We start from the raw sequence: 17,351 nt of genomic DNA on the forward strand, positions 1-17,351 counted from the left end.
CGCCGTGGCACGCCGAATTGCCAGCACTGCGAACTTCGCAGTGAGGTGATTCAGCGGTCACGATAGCGAACGTCTGCTTCAGGTCGTTATGGCCACGCGAGGCATGCCGCGCCAGCGAATATCTCGCCCGTAGCGCGTGGCGCGCACCCCGATGTCATTTTTTGAAGTCCAGTCCTGCTTGCTTGACAATGGCCGGCCGCGGCTCGCCTTGCACGCGCGGTGCGTTTCGCGCGATACGCGATACGCACTGCCGACACAAAGCGCGAAGCGGACGCGCCCACACCAATAGCCGCCCGGACGCGTTGGTCAGAACGGCTCGTTACTGCCTGTTGCGAAATCACTGCATGACGACGAAGACCCTTCCTTCTCCTATCGAAAACTCCACGAGGCGAGAACAGCGAAAGACCCTCACCTCATTGCCTCCACCTGCTTTTCGGCGCGGTGTCGCTAGCGATGCCGAGTTCCCGGGTCGCGAGATCGGACTCCGCCCACGTCACCTGTTCCCCCAGTTCCGCCGCCGGCAGACCCTGAGCGACCGCCGCAATCGTGCGCGTAACCTCGGCCATGAACGCCCGCCGGAACACCTGAGACGAAAACCGTTCGGCATTCGCGCGGCAGGCCGCCGGCGTGATGTACGCGCTCAGCCGCTCGAAGCGGTTGACCGCGTCGAGCAGCGACACCGCCGTCTGACGCGCGAAGAAAACACCGGTCGGATGCGGGTCGCCGACCGGCACGACCGTTTCGAGCGCCCCGCCCTTGGCGAACGCAATGACCGGTGTGCCGCAGGCCTGCGCTTCGAGCGGCACGATGCCGAAATCTTCCTCGGCGGCGAACACGAAGGCTCGCGCGCGCGCCAGATAATCCTTCAGTACGCCAAATGGCTGATAACCGAGGACCGTCACATTCGGTCCGGCTTTCGTGCGAATCGACGCCATCTGCGGCCCATCGCCGATCACGATCAGCTTGCGCTGCGGCGTCGCGTTGAACGTCTCGACGATCAGATCGATGCGTTGATGCGGCACCATCCGCGACACGCTCAGATAGAAATCGTCTTTCTCGGCGCGCAGTTCGAATTCGTTCACGTCGACGGGCGGCGGAATCACTGCGGCATCGCGCCGATAGGTTTTCAGCATGCGCCGCGCGACCGATTGTGAATTCGCGATCAGACGATCGACACCATTCGTCGACTGCGCGTCCCAGCCGCGCAGATAATGCAGCAACACCCGCGCGGCCCACGACTTCGGTCCGCGCAGCAGATTCGCGTCGCGCAGATACTGATGCTGCAGATCCCACGCATAGCGCATCAGCGAATGCACGTAGCTGATGTGCGTCTGATGTGGGCCGACCAGTACACCCTTCGCGACCGCGCAAGAACTGCTTATGATCAGGTCATAGTTCGACAGATCGAACCGTTCGACGGCAAGCGGCATCAACGGCAAATAGGCGCGATACCGGGTGCGCGCAAACGGCAGGCGTTGTATGAATGACGCGGTGACCGGCTTACCGGCTAGTGGCGTGCGATCTTCGAGAAAATCGACGACGCTGAAAACATCGGCGTCGGGAAAGCACTCGATGATCTGCCCGAGCACTTTCTCGGCGCCGCCGGGAGCGACCAGCCAATCGTGCACGATCGCCACTTTCATATTCCGCCCTATCTGTCACGAAACGCCACCTGGCCTTAGAGAAGAGTGTATGTGCCACGTTTCTGACTGTGCGTGCGCGTGCACACATTCGACGTGCGACAGTTCGCGAGTAATTCGCAGAGTCCGTTTGCGTCTGCAAAATCACGGCTTGATTGCTGAGGTTTCGTCCGTGCACCACGGCTGACGTTTTCGTCGTCACCTCTTCTCGCTAGTCCTGGTCACGCGTTGCGATCGGAGCGCTGCGCGGGCGAATGGCACCTGACGTGGCGGGCATCGCGCGCGGCTAGCATCGACGGCGAATGGTCTGCGCGCGCGTCCAGGCACTTTCCGCCAGGTGCGCGCGATTGCCCCCGCGGCGGGCGAGCGCAATAAAAAACGCGTGTGAACCGCTGGAACGGTTCACACGCGTCAGAGCGAACAGAAATGCAGTCGCTTAATTCTGGCCGTACGTGATCGTTTGCACGCCGGTGTCGGTGCCGAGCAGGCACAGATTCGCGCCGCGGCCCGCGAACAGGCCGACCGTGACGACGCCGGGCCATGCGTTGATATGCGCCTCGAGCGTGCGCGGGTCGCTGATGCTCAAGCCCTTCACGTCGATGATCTCGTTGCCGTTGTCGGTGATGAACGGCGCGCCCTCTTTCGTCACGCGCACGACGGGCACGCCGCCGAGCGCTGTCACGCGACGGCCGATCGCGGTACGCGCCATCGGCACGACTTCGATCGGCAACGGGAACTTGCCGAGCGTCTCGACGACCTTGCTCGCATCCGCGATGCAGACGAATACTTCCGACACCGACGCGACGATCTTCTCGCGCGTCAGCGCGCCGCCGCCGCCCTTGATCATTGCACCGCTGCGATCGATTTCGTCGGCACCGTCGACGTACACCGGCAGCGAGTCGATCTCGTTCAGGTCCAGCACCTTGAAGCCGTGCGATTGCAGCCGCGCGGTGGTGGCGAGCGAACTCGACACCGCGCCGCGATAGCGGGATTTGGTGGCGGCCAGCGCGTCGATGAAGCAGTTCGCGGTGGAGCCCGTGCCGACGCCGATCACCGAGCCTTGCGGCACGTTGGCGTTCACGTAATCGGCGGCGGCCTGGCCGACCAGTTGTTTGAGTTCGTCTTGAGTCATGGGAGAGGCGGGAAAAGCGTGAAAAACCGATAGTTTACCGGAGCGGCGGGGGGAGGGTTCGGTTTGGGCGCGCTTTGTGCCGTGCAGCCCGCTGATTTGCCGGACAGCTTTTCACATATTGAGTCATGAGAATCATCCATCGCCCATATCAAACCGCTGTGGTGCTTGCTAGTTTTTAGGCCCGCAAGACCACAGAGGATTCTGGAATGTCGCAGGAATACGATGGAGATGGCGTGCGCGTGGTGCTCAGCGCGCCGCAGCTGGCCGCCATATTGACGCGCGGATCGATCAGCCAGACGGAGATGCTGAGCAACCGGCTCTGGGGCGGCCTGCAGGTCGCCGCAGGCGTAGCGGAGATGGTCGGAGCGGCAGCGCTATGCGCGCTGCCTGAACCGACGATGGCAAGCAAGGCCGGTTGCGTAATGTTCGGCGTGCACGGCTCGGACACGGCGGCGAGCGGTCTGCGTCAGATACTGACGGGCCAGGACACGGTTACGCTGACACAGCAAAGCGCGACGAAGCTCGCCGAGTCGCTGAAAGCCCGCCCGGACCTGGCTAATCAGATTGGCGTGTCGCTCGATATCGCGGTGCCGTTCGGACTCATCGGCTCGATCAGAGCCGCGCGCGTCGCGCGGATTACGATGGGGCGGATTAGTCTGGATGCGCATGAGGCCAAAGCCGGTAGCCGGATCGGTGGGCATACGATACTGAAGCATGTGGGGAGGACTGAGGCGCAGTTGCGGGAGCGGCTGCGATTGGAATCGGAGAGAAGAGTGGTATCGTCGTTTCGGGACTTGGCGGCCGCGGAATGGGCCATCTCCAAGGTGATGGAGTCCAACACGTCAAAAATCACGAATTGGGCTCAGTCAAACCCAAGGCGTCTTTTGATTCTCTATCAGGACGTAGGGAGCAAGGTGGGCTATGGAGTCGTCCGGGCAACGGGGGAACTTAAAGACATGAGTACTGTTCGAGTTTCCATTAAATTTGAAGAATACAACGGAATGCCCTATTACATTCTCACATCGTACTTACTGAAATGATCGACGAAACATCGTACCCACAATTCTATGCATTGTTTGGCGGCTATCTCAATCAGGACTCGGACCTATGGGGAGACACTCTGGAGGAGATCGTCTCCTGCTTCAAAAGAGACAGTTCGCCCGAAGAGATCCAGGATACGTTGGCCGAAATAGAGAAATTCAGGCAGGAGGCAGGTGAAAAACTGGATGAAAAATTCGATGAGGCGTGTGGATATGATTTCGATCCCGTTTTATGGGGATATACAACCAGCACCTTCTTTGATGAATTAGCGAGAATTCTCACTACATAACCTGTTGCGTGAATAGCCAATCCCTTGCACGCAAAACAAAGCGCCCGAAACCACCACCGCGTTCCGGGCGCCATCAATCGACCAACAACAAGAACGACGACAGAAGAACTACTTCTTCACCGCCCGCTGCCGCACCGCTTCAAACAGACACACCCCGCTGGCCACGGACACATTCAAACTCTCCACCGTCCCCGCCATCGGAATGTTCATGACGACGTCGCAGGTTTCACGCGTCAGACGCCGCATGCCCTCGCCTTCCGCGCCCATCACGAGCGCCACCGGCCCGTCGAGTTCCGTTTCGTAGACGCTCTTCTGCGCGTCGCCGGCCGTGCCGACCACCCAAACGCCCGCGTCCTTCAGTTCGCGCAGCGCGCGCGCCAGATTCGTGACCGTGATGTACGGCACCGTGTCGGCCGCGCCGCTCGCGACCTTCGCGGCAGTCGCGTTCAGTCCCACCGCGCGATCGCGCGGCGCGATCACCGCATGCGCGCCGGCCGCGTCGGCGACGCGCAGGCAGGCGCCGAGATTGTGCGGATCGGTCACGCCGTCGAGCACGAGAATCAGTGGCGAACCGCTGATCCCGTCGAGCAGTTCGGCGAGGTTCTGCGCGAGCGGCAGATCGCCCGCGCGCGCGACCACGCCTTGATGGCGCTCGGTGCGCGCGAGACCCCACAGACGGGTTTCGTCGGCGGCGATCAGACGCACGCCCGCGTCCTTCGCGGCCTGCAGGAATTCGGTCATACGACGGTCCTTGCGCGTCGCGTCGTAATAGACATCCTCGACCGTCGACGCATCGTGCCGGATACGCGCGGTCACTGCGTGGAAACCGTATAAAACCTTATGACGTGCCATGACTGAACAACCTTTGATTGGACGCGCATTCAACGCGCGCCACTGTGATGAAGATGAAACCAAAAGGCAGACCGCGCGCAACCGGCACGCGTTCACGTGCCCGCTGCGCGCGGTCCCGGCGCTGTGAAAGCCTCAGCGCTTCTTGCGTGCCTGCTTCGACGCCGCCTTGCTCGCGACGCCATGCTTCCTCGCCGCGCCGCGCGCGGCGCGCGCTTCCTTGACCGCCACGCTCTGCGCGGGCGCGGCTTTCTTGCGCCGCGGCCCCGGCAACGACGCGCCGCTTTCCGCCGACGGCAACACGCGCACTCGCGGCCCAGCGCCGTCACCCTTGTCCGCCGCCATACCGCGCGCCGCAGGCGGCTTGATCGGCGTATCGCGCACGAGACGGAAGTCGATCTTGCGTGCGTCGAGATCGACGCGGCTCACCTGCACGCGCACACGATCCGACAGCCGGTAACGAATGCCGGTGCGCTCGCCGCGCAGCTCGTTCCTGATCTCGTCGTACTGGAAGTAGTCCGAGCCGAGTTCGGTCACATGCACGAGACCTTCGATGAACAGCGAATCGAGCTGCACGAAGATGCCAAACGACGTGACGCCGTTGACCATGCCGCCATACTCTTCGCCGAGCTTGTCGCGCATGAAATAGCACTTGAGCCACGCTTCGACGTCGCGCGATGCTTCGTCCGCGCGGCGCTCGTTGGCCGAGCAGTGCAGCCCGAGCTCTTCCCAGATCGCCACGTTGTTCGTGCGAGCGCGGGCACCGCGCTTTTCCTCGTCGGCCTGCTGCATTGCGCGGGCGCGCGGCGACAGCGCGGTATTGAGTTCGACGCCGTGCGGCGGCTGCGGCTGATACTTGCGGCCTTGCAGGATCGCGTAGATCGCGCGATGCGTGAGCAGGTCCGGATAGCGACGAATCGGGCTCGTGAAGTGAGCGTAGGCCTCGTAGGCGAGACCGAAGTGCCCGATGTTGTCGGGGCTGTAGACCGCCTGCTGCATCGAGCGCAGCAGCATCGTCTGCAGCATCGAGGCGTCGGGCCGGTCGCGGATCTGCGCCATCAGTGCGGCGTAGTCGCTCGCGTGCGGCGTGTCGCCGCCGCCGAGCGTCAGGCCCATGCCGCGCAGGAACGTGCGCAGGTTCTCGAGCTTTTCCGCGCTCGGACCCGCATGCACGCGGAACAGGCCCGGGTGTTTGTTGCGTTTCAGGAAATCCGCCGCGCACACGTTCGCGGCCAGCATGCACTCCTCGATCAGTTTGTGCGCGTCGTTGCGCGTGCGCGGCACGATCTGCTCGATCTTGCCCTGCGCGTTGCAGACGATGTACGTCTCCGTCGTATCGAAGTCGATCGCGCCGCGCTTCTGGCGCGCCGCGAACAGCGCCTTGTAGACGCCATACAGATTCTGCAGTTGCGGCAGCAATGCGGCGCGGCGGGTCGCCTCGGGGCCCTTGGTGTTTGTCAGCACCGCGGCGACTTCGGTGTACGTGAGCCGCGCGGCCGAATGCATGACGCCCGGATAGAACTGATACGCCTTCACGTCGCCACGCGCGGTGACGATCATGTCACACACGAGCACGCAGCGGTCGACTTGCGGATTCAGCGAGCACAGTCCGTTCGACAGCTTCTCCGGCAGCATCGGGATCACGCGGCGCGGGAAATACACCGACGTGCTGCGCTCGATCGCGTCGGTGTCGAGCCCGCTTTGCGGCAGCACGTAATGCGACACGTCCGCGATCGCGACGATCAGGCGGAAGCCGTCGCCGCGGCCCACCTTGACCGGCTCGCAATAGACGGCGTCGTCGAAGTCGCGCGCGTCCTCGCCGTCGATCGTGACGAGCGGCACGTCGCGCAGATCGACGCGATGGCGGATGTCGGCCGGGCGCACTTCGTCGGGCAGCTTGGCCGCTTCGCCGAGCGCGGCCTCGCTGAATTCGTGCGGCACGCCGTACTTGCGCACCGCGATTTCGATTTCCATGCCGGGGTCGTCGATATCGCCAAGCACTTCGACCACGCGGCCGAGCGGCTGCGAATGACGGCTCGGGAAATCGGTCAGCTCGACCACCACGACCTGGCCGACCTTCGCCTTGCGGGTGTTCTGCGTGATCAGGATGTCGTGGCCGATGCGCTTGTCTTCGGGCGCGACGATCAGCGCGCCGTTCTCGTTGAGCAGACGCCCGATCACGCGCTTGTTCGCGCGGTCCGTGACTTCGACGATGTGCCCTTCGGGCCGCCCACGCCGGTCATAGCCGACGATGCGCGCGAGCACGCGGTCGTTGTGCATGACCTTCTGCATCTCGCCGTTGGGCAGGAACAGGTCGTCCTGGCCGTCGTCGCGAATCAGGAAACCGTAGCCGTCGCGATGGCCCTGCACGCGGCCCGCGACGAAGTTCGACGGATGAGTCAGTTGATAGAGATTGCGCTGATCGAGCCGGATCTGGCCGTCGCGCTCCATCGCGCCGAGACGCTTGAAAAATCCTTCGCGCTCCTGGCGCTTGATCGACAGGGCTTCGGCGATGTCGTTCGCGGCAAGCGGCGTTTCACTCGTGCGCAGCACGCCGAGGATTTCTTCGCGGCTTGGAATCGGATACGGAAATTTGCTCAAGGGCTTGTCGATGATTTTTTCTCGTTGCATGGACGTCGGTCGGCGATGTGGTCCGGCCTGGAAGGCGTTTGCTTAATGCGCGCAGTTGCGCTCGGCTGCATCTGTAAGGCAGCTGCGCTGCCTCGGTCATTACACCTGCTGCTTGCTGCTCTTCTGCTCGACTGCTCTACTGCGATTAGCACAGGAAACTGCCTGGGTTCGGCTCGTTCAACGCGAGGCCGGCGCGCGTCTGGCTGATCGCATGTCGACACTCGCGTCGCGACACCGGATGTGCATCGTGCCAACGAACTACTGCGAGGCATTCTAACACCCGTGTCGGGCGCCACGCGGGCCTGCGCCGGTGGTTCGGACGCGTCGTGCGCCGGCTCGCCGCGAGGTTCAAACGCGTTCGGCGAATCGCTTGACAGGTCGGAATCGGTCGCTATAATGGCGGTCTTTGCAGTTCATCACCTGCCCAGGTGGCGAAATTGGTAGACGCACTAGGTTCAGGTCCTAGCGGTGGCAACACTGTGGAGGTTCGAGTCCTCTCTTGGGCACCAGATTCGAAAGTAGAGCCGCCTTCTGGCGGCTCTCTTTTTTGTGTAAGGCCTGGCAATCGAAATCGCTGTTCCTATTTCGATTGCCGGATCAGCAGGACGGTGGTTCGGCAGCGGTTGCATCACTTCGCTGCGCGTTCAACCGGGCGGATGAGAAAAGCAAGTTTGTTTGAAGCAGAGATTGACAAACTTAATCATCTTGCTAAAATAGCGGTCTAGCTTGAAGACGTGCCCAGGTGGCGGAATTGGTAGACGCACTAGGTTCAGGTCCTAGCGGTGGCAACACCGTGGAGGTTCGAGTCCTCTCCTGGGCACCAACAGTTGTTCCGGCGAAAGCTGAAGTAGTCCGAGAAACCCCGTAAGATCAAGGTCTTACGGGGTTTTTTGTTTCCGCTGGCAACCGCCATATACCGGCGGCATCAGCGATTTTTGCGTATACTCTTGCGTATACACGGAATCGAGGTGCCGAGCGATGCCCAAACGCGCCGAACCGAGGTCCGAAGTCGTATTTCGCGTCGCCAAACCGCGCAAGCGCCCTTACCTGCTCTCAGACGGGAACGGGCTTGCCTTACGCATCTGGCCGGACGGAAGCAAAACGTGGCTGCTCCGTTATCGCCGCCCGAGTACTGGCAAAGAAAATTTTCTCAGTCTTGGTCCCTCTCCCGAAGTTGCACTCGTCGACGCGCGCAAGTCCGCTGCGATCACGCGTAGTCTCGTGCGTGATGGTACTGATCCAGTCGAGCACCGCAGAGCCGAAGCCGCTGCACGCAAACGAGCCGCTGAAGGGGCGTTCCAGCTCGTCGCGGAGAATTGGCTCGCGTTCAAGCGCAAGGAGTGGGCCGTCGAGACTTACCGCAAGGCGGAGTTCGTAGTTCGGCAATACCTGATCCCGCCACTACGCAACAAGCCCATTTCGACGCTCGCGACATCGGAAGTCAAACCGGTGTTGGAAGCAATAGCGGAGCATGCTCCCAACCTCGCAACCAAGGCACGCCAATACGTGGGCGGCATCGTGACGTACGCGATCCACCATAGCCTGCGGGAGGACGGTGTTCCGTTGTCGCTGCGCGGCGTCATCCCGCGACACGAGAAAGGCCACATCCCGGCGATTACGAAACCCACGGATATCGTCCCGCTGGTGCAAGCCATCAATACCTATAAGTCACCAATCACCAGGGCCGCACTGAAACTGACCATGCTCACGGGCTTACGCCCCGGAGTGATCGCAGCCGCACCGTGGGACGAAATTGACCTGAAAGCGGGCGAATGGCATGTTCTGGCCGTACGAATGAAGATGCGCCACGACCATATTGTGCCCTTACCTAAGCAAGCGGTTACGTTGCTCGGCGAGTTGCAGTCGCTCACAGGCCGCGGACACTATGTGTTTCCATCTCCCGCTCGCCAGAAAACGCCGCATTTACATCGAGACGCGTTAAGCAAGGCTTTGCGCGAGATGGGATTCAAAGGAAAGCACGCTACGCACGGATTCCGGGGCATGCTGCGGACCGTTGGCCGGGAGCGACTCGGCATCGACATCGACGTCCTGGAAGCGCAACTCGCGCATGCAAAACGAGGTGACATACAGAAGGCTTATGACAGAACAACTTTCGACGACGATCGTCGCCGCGTGATGCAAGAGTGGGCGGACTATATCGACGGACTATGCAGAACAACGCCGGCAAGTGGCGCAGTCGATTGACCGCGGTTCGCACGATATGTCGCTCACGAATGCGCATACCGATGACCGCGAATCCCCACTCGATTAGCAACTGCCCACCGCAAACCCAACGCTGGGCCTGACACGGGCCCCATGGCGCCCGCCAATACCGTCAGCGATACCGACATTCCCGCCCGGCACTCAACGGCCTTGGGTGGGCCGCATCGGAAAATCAGCACCGCCTGCTTAACAAAGATCGTCTAAACCATGCATCTCCAGTTCACTTCGGAGGTTGATACCGTCTGCGATACCGTCAGGTCACAACTGCCTAACTGAGCCGACCGGCGGCTGGTCGGCCACAACTGACGTTCGTGCGACGACGCCGATACGCCTGCTCACCGCCGCTCACCAGTCGTTCGCCGAAGGCCGGCGACTATCGACTGCTGCCGAGTTTAACGTGTGCGTACTGTTCGACCCGATTCAGCCAGTCGCCCAGTCGCGACCTGCGCGGCTCTTCTCCGACAAGGGGATCAGACAAGGATGTAGAGGCGAGACACTGGCGCGCGGATTGACGCGATAGCAGATACAACAGTGGGCGGCACGTCTATCGCGTGGCCTTGCGCCCCCTGTCGTCGCATCAGAACGGCCGTCTGTTTATCGCAAGTCCGGAGATTCAACAGTCACGTGGCTACGGCTGACGGCGGAAGCCTGGAGCGCGCGCGCCGTAGCGAGAGACACATATCCATCACGGCCGCTCGCAGCCGGACTCTCATTTGCCGTCACGGCGCGATGAAACTGGGCGACCCCGGCGACATACAGGTCACCATGCGAGACCTCGATCCGCTCTTCGCCTCGTGCGGTACGCAGCGTGACTTCCCCGACGGGCCGCTGGGTCATCACATCACGCCCGATCAGTGAGCCTTCAGCACCGTGCACCTCGAGTCCCGTCGGCGCGAAGGGAACGGTAAACGCATCGTGGATCTGCGCAAGCACCCCATTATCGAAGCGGAGGATGCCCATCACGCCGTCCGCGAGCCCCGCCTGTCCCAAACCGCCGGACGTGGTCATGGCACCCACTTCGACAGGTTCGGCGTCGAGCAGGAAGCGCAATGTATCGACATCGTGTACCGAGATGTCGAGCACGACGCCGCCGCCGGCCTCTGGCCGTTCGATACGCCAGCCGCGCAAGTGCGGCGGCAACGACACCGCGTGAAAGACGCGCGCAAACAGCGGCGTGCCGATCGCGCCTGCCCGGATCAGATCGCGCATGCGTCGATGCGTGGCCGCGCAGCGCAGATGGTGATTGGTTGCGAGTACGACCTGATGACTGCCACACGCTTCGATCATCTGTCGTGCGTCGTCGGTAGTGAGCGCGAGCGGCTTCTCACAGAGAACATGCTTGCCCGCGGCAGCCGCGGCGAGAACCTGTGGCAAATGCTTCTCGTTGGTGCTGCTGATATAGATCGCGTCGATCTGCGGGTCTGCAAGCACTTCGTTCAGGTCCGCGCTCGCTTGCGGAATCGCATGTTTGTCCGCGAACTGCCGGGCGCGCGCAAGGTCGCCACTGACGATGGCCTTTATCGCTCCGTCGGGTTGAGCGCGTATGGCGTTGATCATCCATTCTTCTGCAATCGTGCTGGCGCCGACTAGCGCCCATTGAACAGCAGTTCCCATCTTCCGTCTCCTTTCAGGTCGGTTCAACAATCCGGTTTGCAATGGCCGGCGGCCCAAGACTGCGGCACAGTGATTCCCCCACGCGCAACGCCTGGGCAGCGATCGTCAACGCCGGATTCAAGGCGGCGGACGATGGAAAGAAACCGGCATCGACTACGTAAAGGTTGTCGTGGTCGTATGCCTTGCACAGCGGATCCAGCGGCGACGACGCCGGATCGTCGCCAAAGCGCACTGTGCCGCATTGATGCGACGGCGTGTCTTCACCAAATCGGCGGCTCACGACCAAAGGGAATCCTGAGCGACGCAGTATTTTCTTCGTCTCGCTGACAAGTCGCGCATGTGGCTTCAGATTCGTGCGTTTCCACAGAAGCCTGATCTCGCCCTGCTCCGTCAGTTCGATCCGGCTATCGTGATCCGGCAGATCCTCGGACATCGCATACAGATCGACACTGTGCTCACTCAGATATCGAAGCGCCCGCTTCGGCATGTAGGGCATCGCGCCACGCAGCATCGCTTCGCGAATCTTCCCGAGCATCTGGATATTGCCAAGCGGCCACTCGTCGTGTTTTCCAGCAAAATAGAAGTCGTTGACGGACAGCGTTTTCGGAAACCGGGTGTCGTTCACGTGGCGTGGGTCGATCGCGAGTATTGCCGTGCAGTTGTGGTTCATGTAATACCGCCCCACACTACCCGACGAGTTCGCGAGTCCCCGCGGCATACGTGAATTGGCCGACGCGAGCAACAAGGCGGCGCTGTTGATTGCGCCGGCAGAGAGAATGAAGGTATCGCCGGTCACAGTCTTGCGCCCTTCGCGCGCTTCGACTTCCGCCGATACGATCCTTTTCCCCGTCGCGTCCGTGACCAGGCGGGTGACGCGTGCGCCCGTCATGAGTGTGACTGAACCGCGCCTCAGAGCCGGACGCAACAGGCATTTTTCCGCGTCGCCCTTTGCATCGATGCGGCAAGGAAAGGCATCGCAGGTCCCGCAACGAATGCAGCCTCCCCCTGAGCCCAGATCGATAGAGGTCGGCATATGGAAGGGATGCAGCCCCTGGCGTTCGAAGTCGTGACGCAGCCTCGCAATCGCCGGTTCGTCCGGTACCGGAGGATGCGGATAGGGTCGAGAATGAGGCGGCTCCGTCGGATCGGCGCTCGAGTCTCCCCTTATTCCAAACAGCGATTCGGCAAGGTCGTAGTAGGGTTCCAGGTCGGCGTACGAGATCGGCCATGCGGGGGAAATGCCCTCTTCGTGCTGCACCTCCCCGAAATCCGCCTCTCTGAATCGAAACATCGCCGTCCCGAAGAATTTCGTGTGCCCGCCAACGAAATAGTATTGACCTGGGCGATACCGTCGGCCCACGCGGTCCAGCCAGGTTTCGCGCGTCCGGTAACGAAGCTGCCCAAATACGGCCTCGGCATCCCAGTTCTCCAACTCCCGCGGCAGATTTTCGCCGCGTTCGATGACCAGCACGCGCGCGTCCGTCTGCGCCAGTTGCCACGCAACGGCGCTCCCTCCTACACCCGAACCGATGATGACGACGTCGGCGTGCATTGCAGTCTCCCTATCTTCTATTGACCTCGCCGTGCTCGTCGTGACGATTTCACGGTGCGAGTCTGACCTCGCGTGGCTCGCCGCGCGTGGGATGCTACGGACCGGGTTGCCGGATCAGAGATCGAATCCGAGCTGTGTTTTGCCCAGATCCGTCAGGCTGGCTTCGGTTGCCCGGCCGACGAAATCGGTCTCGAAGTTGTCGGCCGGAAAATCGGGCGGGCTTTCGCCTCTCAGGAAGGTCGGCAGTTGCCGTTTCAGGTATTCGTCATTTTTCGCGCAGCCGGGTGCCGCCGCGATGTACATCACGTTGCTGTATCCGGTTCCACGATGGGCGTCCTCGACTGCATGAATTACATCGCTGTGCCAGAACACGGTGTCGCCGGCCTGCATCAATGGAATCGACGAAAGCGCTTCGTGCAACGGTGCATGCCACTTTGCATCGATCGACAGGGCGCGGCCCGGCATTGCGCCACATAGATCGTCGTCTGAGACGTCGTCCTGAAGCGCCCGCAACAACACGTACACCATTGCGTTCGCGATCGGCACCAGCTGCAAGGTGCCGTCGCCTGGCCCCTGCGGAGTGAGCGCGGTCCACCCCTGGAAAGTGCGGAACATCGAACATACAGTCGGGGAACGAATCTCCCGGGCTTGCGGCCGCCATGCCGCGTCGAACGCATCGTACCGGCGCCAGTCGCCGCTGAAGACGTGCCGATAGACGCACCGGAAGTTGTCATCGAGCCAGCGCTCCACCGACCCGCCATCGCAATGTGCGGAGAGCCCCAACGACTCAGAACCCGGAGGACGCCGGCGCAGGCGGTCCGCGTAGACCGGAACCCTGTCCGGATCAAAGTGAATCCGGCCTTCACTCTCCCACTTCCAGAGCCTGTTCAGGAAGACGCGTGTCTCAGTGAGTTCGGCAGACTGACGTGCCTCCACTTGAGGACCAGACCAGTAAATGCCATAAATTTGCGGCTTGCTCGATGCGAGGGTGCCGAAAAACTTGTCCTCGGCCCGGTGGGCGAGTTTGTCGTCGAGGCGATTACGCTCGACGTACTGCGCGATTTCTTCGTCCCACGCCCCGGCGCGTTCCGCGCTGAACACACCGCGCACGACACACGCGCCACGGTCCTTGATCGTCGCAATCGTTGCTGCGCTCACGCGTCCTTCAGCAATGTCCGCATACTGGATCTCGGGGATCACCGCGTCGCCGTGCTGGCGCTCCTGCGCAATCACCTCGACCTTGCGCCTGATTTCGGCGTCGACCTGCTCGAACACTTCCCTGTAGTTGGGAAGTCTCTGGCGCAGCTGCTTCTTCACCGACCGGATCGCCGCCGGCAGATCTTCAATGTGCAGGGATTCCATGATGCGTCTCCGCGTGTGCTGCAGTGTCCAAATCTTAGCCGCCGTCGTGCTCGAGAAGAGATACAATTTGGACAATCTGTTCGCGTATCCGGCCATGAAACCAGCATACGAACACGTCACGATGGATGCCGGATGTTCCATCCGGGTCTATCACCGTAAGCTCGCCCGCATCCCGTTCGAATGGCATCACCATCCGGAGTACGAACTTACGCTCACGATGAATAGCCGTGGCAAGCGATACATCGGTGATTCGGTCGCCGACTATGAAGGCAACGACCTGGTGCTCGTTCCGCCGGATCTGCCCCATACATGGGCCTCGAACAAGTCGATCGACGCTGCGGCACCGCAGGTGGCGATCGTGATCTGGTTTAGCGGCGACTGGGCCAGACGGATCGCGGACTGCTGCCCAGAATACGAACCGCTCCGCACGCTCTTGCGCCGGGGCGCATCCGGCCTCGCCTTTTCATCGGAAGCCGGATTGGCAGTGAGTCAGCAACTTGAAGCCCTGCTATCCAAATCGCCGAGGCAGCGCTTGAGCGCCGCGCTCGATCTGTTGTGCGGACTGGCCGACAGGGACGCGACGCCACTCGCTTCCCCGGCCGCCTTCAACCAGGGGCAGGTGGGCCGGCCGTCGGGCCACGAACCCGAACGCCTGAATCGCGCGTTGAGCGTCATCGACGCACGTTTTGCCGAGCGCCTGACGCTGCAGGAACTGGCCGAAGCGGCGACGCTGTCCGAGCGCACGCTCAACCGGTACTTCGTTCAGCATCTGGGCGAGAGCGTCGGCAAATACCTGAATCGGGTGCGCATCGGCCACGCGTGCCGGATGCTCGCCACGACGTCGTGGCCGGTCTCCCTCATTGCTTCGCGATCGGGGTTTCCGAACGTCGCCAACTTCAACCGGCAATTCCGCGCCGTGAAGCAGACGACGCCAGCCGCTTATCGCGAAGCGTTTGCGGGAACGAACCCGGCCCCGGAGGATTCGTTGTCCCTCGAAACCAGGTCGCCTTCGCTGGAAAAGCACTAGGCGTCATTCAGGCGCTACGGCAATTGACCGCTCATCCGGCGAGATCGCAACCTCGCGTCTCTGGCGCAAAGAACGTCGACAGGAAAGTCACACCCGCCAACACGACGATATACGTTGCGATCGGCCAATACGCGCCACCCGACCAGCCAATCAACGCCGCCGCAATGAAAGGCGCGACGCCCCCCGAGGCCACCGCCGCGAACTCCTTGCTGACCGCGACACCGGTATAGCGATAGCGCGCACTGAACAATTCAGGGAAATACGCACCCTGAATGCCGTACATGCCGAACACGCCAACGCCGATCGCCACGCTCATGCCGACGATGATCCACACGGGATCTTTCGTGTTGAACAGCCAGAAGGCCGGAAACGCCCATGCGCAGGTAAAGAGCGCTGCCAGCCGATACATGATCCGGCGGCCAAAACGATCGGACAACCAGCCCATCAGCGGGATCGTCACTACGGCCAGACCTGCCGCAACGGTGATACCCAGTGTGCCGACCGACTTGTCGACGAGCAGCACCTTCGTCAGATAGCTGAGCGCAAACACCTGATACAGGTACGACGAACCGTTCTCGCCCACGCGCAACCCGAAGGCCACGAGCAGCGTGCGGCGCGAATCGGTCAGCAGATCGCGTACAGGTTGTTTGCTGGTATGCCCTTGTCGCTGGATCTCCTCGAACACGGGACTCTCCTTCACGCGCATCCGGATCACGATGCCCGCGATCACGACCAGCGCACTGAAGAGAAACGGAATGCGCCAGCCGTACGCGTAGAAAACGTCCTTCGGCAGATGTTGCACCCAGGTAAACATCGCACCAGCCAGCAGGATGCCGATGATGCAGCCCGCAAACGGCAGCGCGGCATAGAAACCGCGTCGTTCGGCCGGCGCGAACTCGGAGACGATTAGCGAAGCGCCCGCCTGCTCCGCACCCGCGCCAAAACCCTGCAACAGCCGCAACGCCACGAGACCCACCGTCGACCACACGCCCGCACTCACATAGGTTGGCAGCAAGCCAATGCAGAACGTCGAGCCGCCCATCAGCAGCACGGTCGCGACCAGCACGACCTTGCGCCCGAGCCGGTCGCCTAGCCAGCCGAAGAACAGGCCGCCTACAGGTCGCGCAAAGAATCCCGCCGCGTAGGCACCGAAAATCGCGAGTAGACCCGCGGCCTTGCTGAGCCCAGGAAAGAACAGATCGGCGAAGATCAGCGCGGACGCGGTCCCGTAGATGCTGAAGTCGTACCACTCCATCGCGCTGCCGGCCGTGCTCGCTGCAATCACGCGGACCAGATCGGCGGTGCCTGCGTTCTCGGCTGTATGCGTGTGTGGCGCCACGCTGTGTATTGCGTTCGCTTCCATGAAAACGTCTCCTGTGTCGTTCTGGCTTGTTGATCTGTGTTGTCGTTCAGGCGCTGGCCGCGCGCCGTTCGGACGGATGGCTCGTGTGCTGTCGCGATGCAGCCGCGGCATCCGACAGGATCGCGTTGAAGTGCGGCACGCCCAGGTGCCAGCACAGCGCCTCCACCACGAGTTCGTGATCGGCCACGTGATCGAGTCCCGACACGCACATGGCACCGACGATGCCGTCGTTCACCACGCGTAGCGGCACGCCGCCGCCCAAAGCCGTGAAGCGCTGCTCCGGCAGACCGAGCGACGCGAGGCGTTGTTCATTCCGTTCCAGCATCACGCCCACCTCGAGCGAACTGCGCTCAAAGTGGAAGACGGTGTTCTCCTTGCGCCGGATCCAGTCGACGTTCTCCGCATTGCTGCCTTCGAGTGCGCAGAAATACAGCGGTCGATCCGGCAGCGCGACACCCACCGCGATCGGCAGGCTGCGGCGCCCCGCGATATTGACGACTATCTCTCCCAGCCTGCGCGCGACCTCCGCATTGAAGACCGGCAGCTTCGTACGCCGTGCCTGCTCATCGAATGTTTCGTTTCGCCTAGTCCCATTGCGTCGTGTCATTTCCTGTCTCCTCGGCTCAAC

At 62.0% G+C, this 17,351-nt stretch carries 13 protein-coding genes and 2 tRNA genes; 6 read left to right on the forward strand and 9 right to left on the reverse strand.

The genetic code is table 11. The annotated features are described in order from the left end of the window. Positions 1–413 precede the first annotated feature (413 nt). Positions 414–1,643 carry a glycosyltransferase gene (locus AB3X94_RS17460; protein WP_368612173.1) on the reverse strand — a complete coding sequence of 410 codons (1,230 nt, stop codon included), beginning with the start codon at positions 1,641–1,643 and terminating at the stop codon, positions 414–416. 433 nt (positions 1,644–2,076) lie between these two features. After that, positions 2,077–2,772, reverse strand: coding sequence for a ribose-5-phosphate isomerase RpiA (gene rpiA, locus AB3X94_RS17465; protein WP_176367874.1), 696 nt, complete (start codon positions 2,770–2,772; stop codon positions 2,077–2,079). Positions 2,773–2,978: 206 nt separating this feature from the next. On the opposite strand from rpiA, the gene AB3X94_RS17470 reads away from it, so the two are divergent. Then, positions 2,979–3,812: an RNase A-like domain-containing protein gene (locus tag AB3X94_RS17470; protein ID WP_176108741.1), complete on the forward strand. Its 834-nt coding sequence runs from the start codon at positions 2,979–2,981 to the stop codon at positions 3,810–3,812. Then, positions 3,809–4,102, forward strand: coding sequence for a contact-dependent growth inhibition system immunity protein (locus AB3X94_RS17475; protein ID WP_176108742.1), 294 nt, complete (start codon positions 3,809–3,811; stop codon positions 4,100–4,102). Before AB3X94_RS17470 ends, AB3X94_RS17475 begins: the two co-directional genes overlap by 4 nt. Before the next feature lie 108 nt (positions 4,103–4,210). Here the strand turns inward: AB3X94_RS17475 and rlmB are convergent, their stop codons facing one another. Both rlmB and rnr read right to left on the reverse strand, forming a co-directional pair. After that, the gene (gene rlmB, locus AB3X94_RS17480; protein WP_013089240.1) at positions 4,211–4,954 is read right to left on the reverse strand and encodes a 23S rRNA (guanosine(2251)-2'-O)-methyltransferase RlmB; all 744 of its coding nucleotides are present in this window, start codon (positions 4,952–4,954) and stop codon (positions 4,211–4,213) included. Between the two features lie 132 nt (positions 4,955–5,086). Beyond that, positions 5,087–7,582, reverse strand: coding sequence for a ribonuclease R (rnr, locus tag AB3X94_RS17485; RefSeq protein ID WP_368612174.1), 2,496 nt, complete (start codon positions 7,580–7,582; stop codon positions 5,087–5,089). A 422-nt stretch (positions 7,583–8,004) separates the two neighbouring features. Here rnr and AB3X94_RS17490 point away from each other — a divergent pair. The 3 genes from AB3X94_RS17490 to AB3X94_RS17500 all read left to right on the forward strand — a co-directional run bounded on the left by AB3X94_RS17490 (position 8,005) and on the right by AB3X94_RS17500 (position 9,787). Then, positions 8,005–8,091: transfer RNA gene (locus AB3X94_RS17490), tRNA-Leu, on the forward strand. A 227-nt stretch (positions 8,092–8,318) separates the two neighbouring features. Further along, positions 8,319–8,405, forward strand: a tRNA-Leu gene (locus tag AB3X94_RS17495). Between the two features lie 155 nt (positions 8,406–8,560). Beyond that, positions 8,561–9,787, forward strand: coding sequence for a tyrosine-type recombinase/integrase (locus tag AB3X94_RS17500; RefSeq protein ID WP_368612175.1), 1,227 nt, complete (start codon positions 8,561–8,563; stop codon positions 9,785–9,787). 612 nt (positions 9,788–10,399) lie between these two features. Here AB3X94_RS17500 and AB3X94_RS17505 read toward each other — a convergent pair. The 3 genes from AB3X94_RS17505 to AB3X94_RS17515 all read right to left on the reverse strand — a co-directional run bounded on the left by AB3X94_RS17505 (position 10,400) and on the right by AB3X94_RS17515 (position 14,333). Continuing rightward, entirely contained in the window at positions 10,400–11,419 is a 1,020-nt protein-coding gene (locus AB3X94_RS17505; RefSeq protein WP_368612176.1) for a Gfo/Idh/MocA family protein, read from the reverse strand. Between the two features lie 13 nt (positions 11,420–11,432). Further along, positions 11,433–12,971: an FAD-dependent oxidoreductase gene (locus AB3X94_RS17510; RefSeq protein ID WP_368612177.1), complete on the reverse strand. Its 1,539-nt coding sequence runs from the start codon at positions 12,969–12,971 to the stop codon at positions 11,433–11,435. 114 nt (positions 12,972–13,085) lie between these two features. Then, positions 13,086–14,333: a DUF1479 domain-containing protein gene (locus tag AB3X94_RS17515; RefSeq protein WP_368612178.1), complete on the reverse strand. Its 1,248-nt coding sequence runs from the start codon at positions 14,331–14,333 to the stop codon at positions 13,086–13,088. A 94-nt stretch (positions 14,334–14,427) separates the two neighbouring features. Between AB3X94_RS17515 and AB3X94_RS17520 the strand changes: the two genes are divergently transcribed. Beyond that, a complete protein-coding gene (locus AB3X94_RS17520; RefSeq protein ID WP_184225925.1) occupies positions 14,428–15,360 on the forward strand; it encodes a helix-turn-helix domain-containing protein in 933 nt (310 codons plus the stop codon). 31 nt (positions 15,361–15,391) lie between these two features. Here AB3X94_RS17520 and AB3X94_RS17525 read toward each other — a convergent pair whose 3' ends face one another. Both AB3X94_RS17525 and AB3X94_RS17530 read right to left on the reverse strand, forming a co-directional pair. Continuing rightward, on the reverse strand, positions 15,392–16,723 hold the full coding sequence (locus AB3X94_RS17525; protein ID WP_368612179.1) for an MFS transporter: 1,332 nt from the start codon (positions 16,721–16,723) through the stop codon (positions 15,392–15,394). A 46-nt stretch (positions 16,724–16,769) separates the two neighbouring features. Further along, the gene (locus tag AB3X94_RS17530; protein ID WP_184225764.1) at positions 16,770–17,330 is read right to left on the reverse strand and encodes a heme-binding protein; all 561 of its coding nucleotides are present in this window, start codon (positions 17,328–17,330) and stop codon (positions 16,770–16,772) included. Positions 17,331–17,351: the final 21 nt, after the last annotated feature.

Source organism: Paraburkholderia sp. BR10923, assembly GCF_040948765.1.
Classification (GTDB): Bacteria; Pseudomonadota; Gammaproteobacteria; order Burkholderiales; family Burkholderiaceae; genus Paraburkholderia; species Paraburkholderia youngii.

Bases quoted from the DNA above. Each gene is read 5' to 3' on its own strand.
- AB3X94_RS17470 (WP_176108741.1), top strand. From the start codon at position 2,979: ATGTCGCAGGAATACGATGGAGATGGCGTGCGCGTGGTGCTCAGCGCG.
- AB3X94_RS17505 (WP_368612176.1), bottom strand. From the start codon at position 11,419: ATGGGAACTGCTGTTCAATGGGCGCTAGTCGGCGCCAGCACGATTGCA.
- rnr (WP_368612174.1), bottom strand. From the start codon at position 7,582: ATGCAACGAGAAAAAATCATCGACAAGCCCTTGAGCAAATTTCCGTAT.
- rlmB (WP_013089240.1), bottom strand. From the start codon at position 4,954: ATGGCACGTCATAAGGTTTTATACGGTTTCCACGCAGTGACCGCGCGT.
- AB3X94_RS17475 (WP_176108742.1), top strand. From the start codon at position 3,809: ATGATCGACGAAACATCGTACCCACAATTCTATGCATTGTTTGGCGGC.
- AB3X94_RS17460 (WP_368612173.1), bottom strand. From the start codon at position 1,643: ATGAAAGTGGCGATCGTGCACGATTGGCTGGTCGCTCCCGGCGGCGCC.
- AB3X94_RS17510 (WP_368612177.1), bottom strand. From the start codon at position 12,971: ATGCACGCCGACGTCGTCATCATCGGTTCGGGTGTAGGAGGGAGCGCC.
- AB3X94_RS17520 (WP_184225925.1), top strand. From the start codon at position 14,428: ATGAAACCAGCATACGAACACGTCACGATGGATGCCGGATGTTCCATC.
- AB3X94_RS17525 (WP_368612179.1), bottom strand. From the start codon at position 16,723: ATGGAAGCGAACGCAATACACAGCGTGGCGCCACACACGCATACAGCC.
- AB3X94_RS17515 (WP_368612178.1), bottom strand. From the start codon at position 14,333: ATGGAATCCCTGCACATTGAAGATCTGCCGGCGGCGATCCGGTCGGTG.
- AB3X94_RS17530 (WP_184225764.1), bottom strand. From the start codon at position 17,330: ATGACACGACGCAATGGGACTAGGCGAAACGAAACATTCGATGAGCAG.
- rpiA (WP_176367874.1), bottom strand. From the start codon at position 2,772: ATGACTCAAGACGAACTCAAACAACTGGTCGGCCAGGCCGCCGCCGAT.
- AB3X94_RS17500 (WP_368612175.1), top strand. From the start codon at position 8,561: ATGCCCAAACGCGCCGAACCGAGGTCCGAAGTCGTATTTCGCGTCGCC.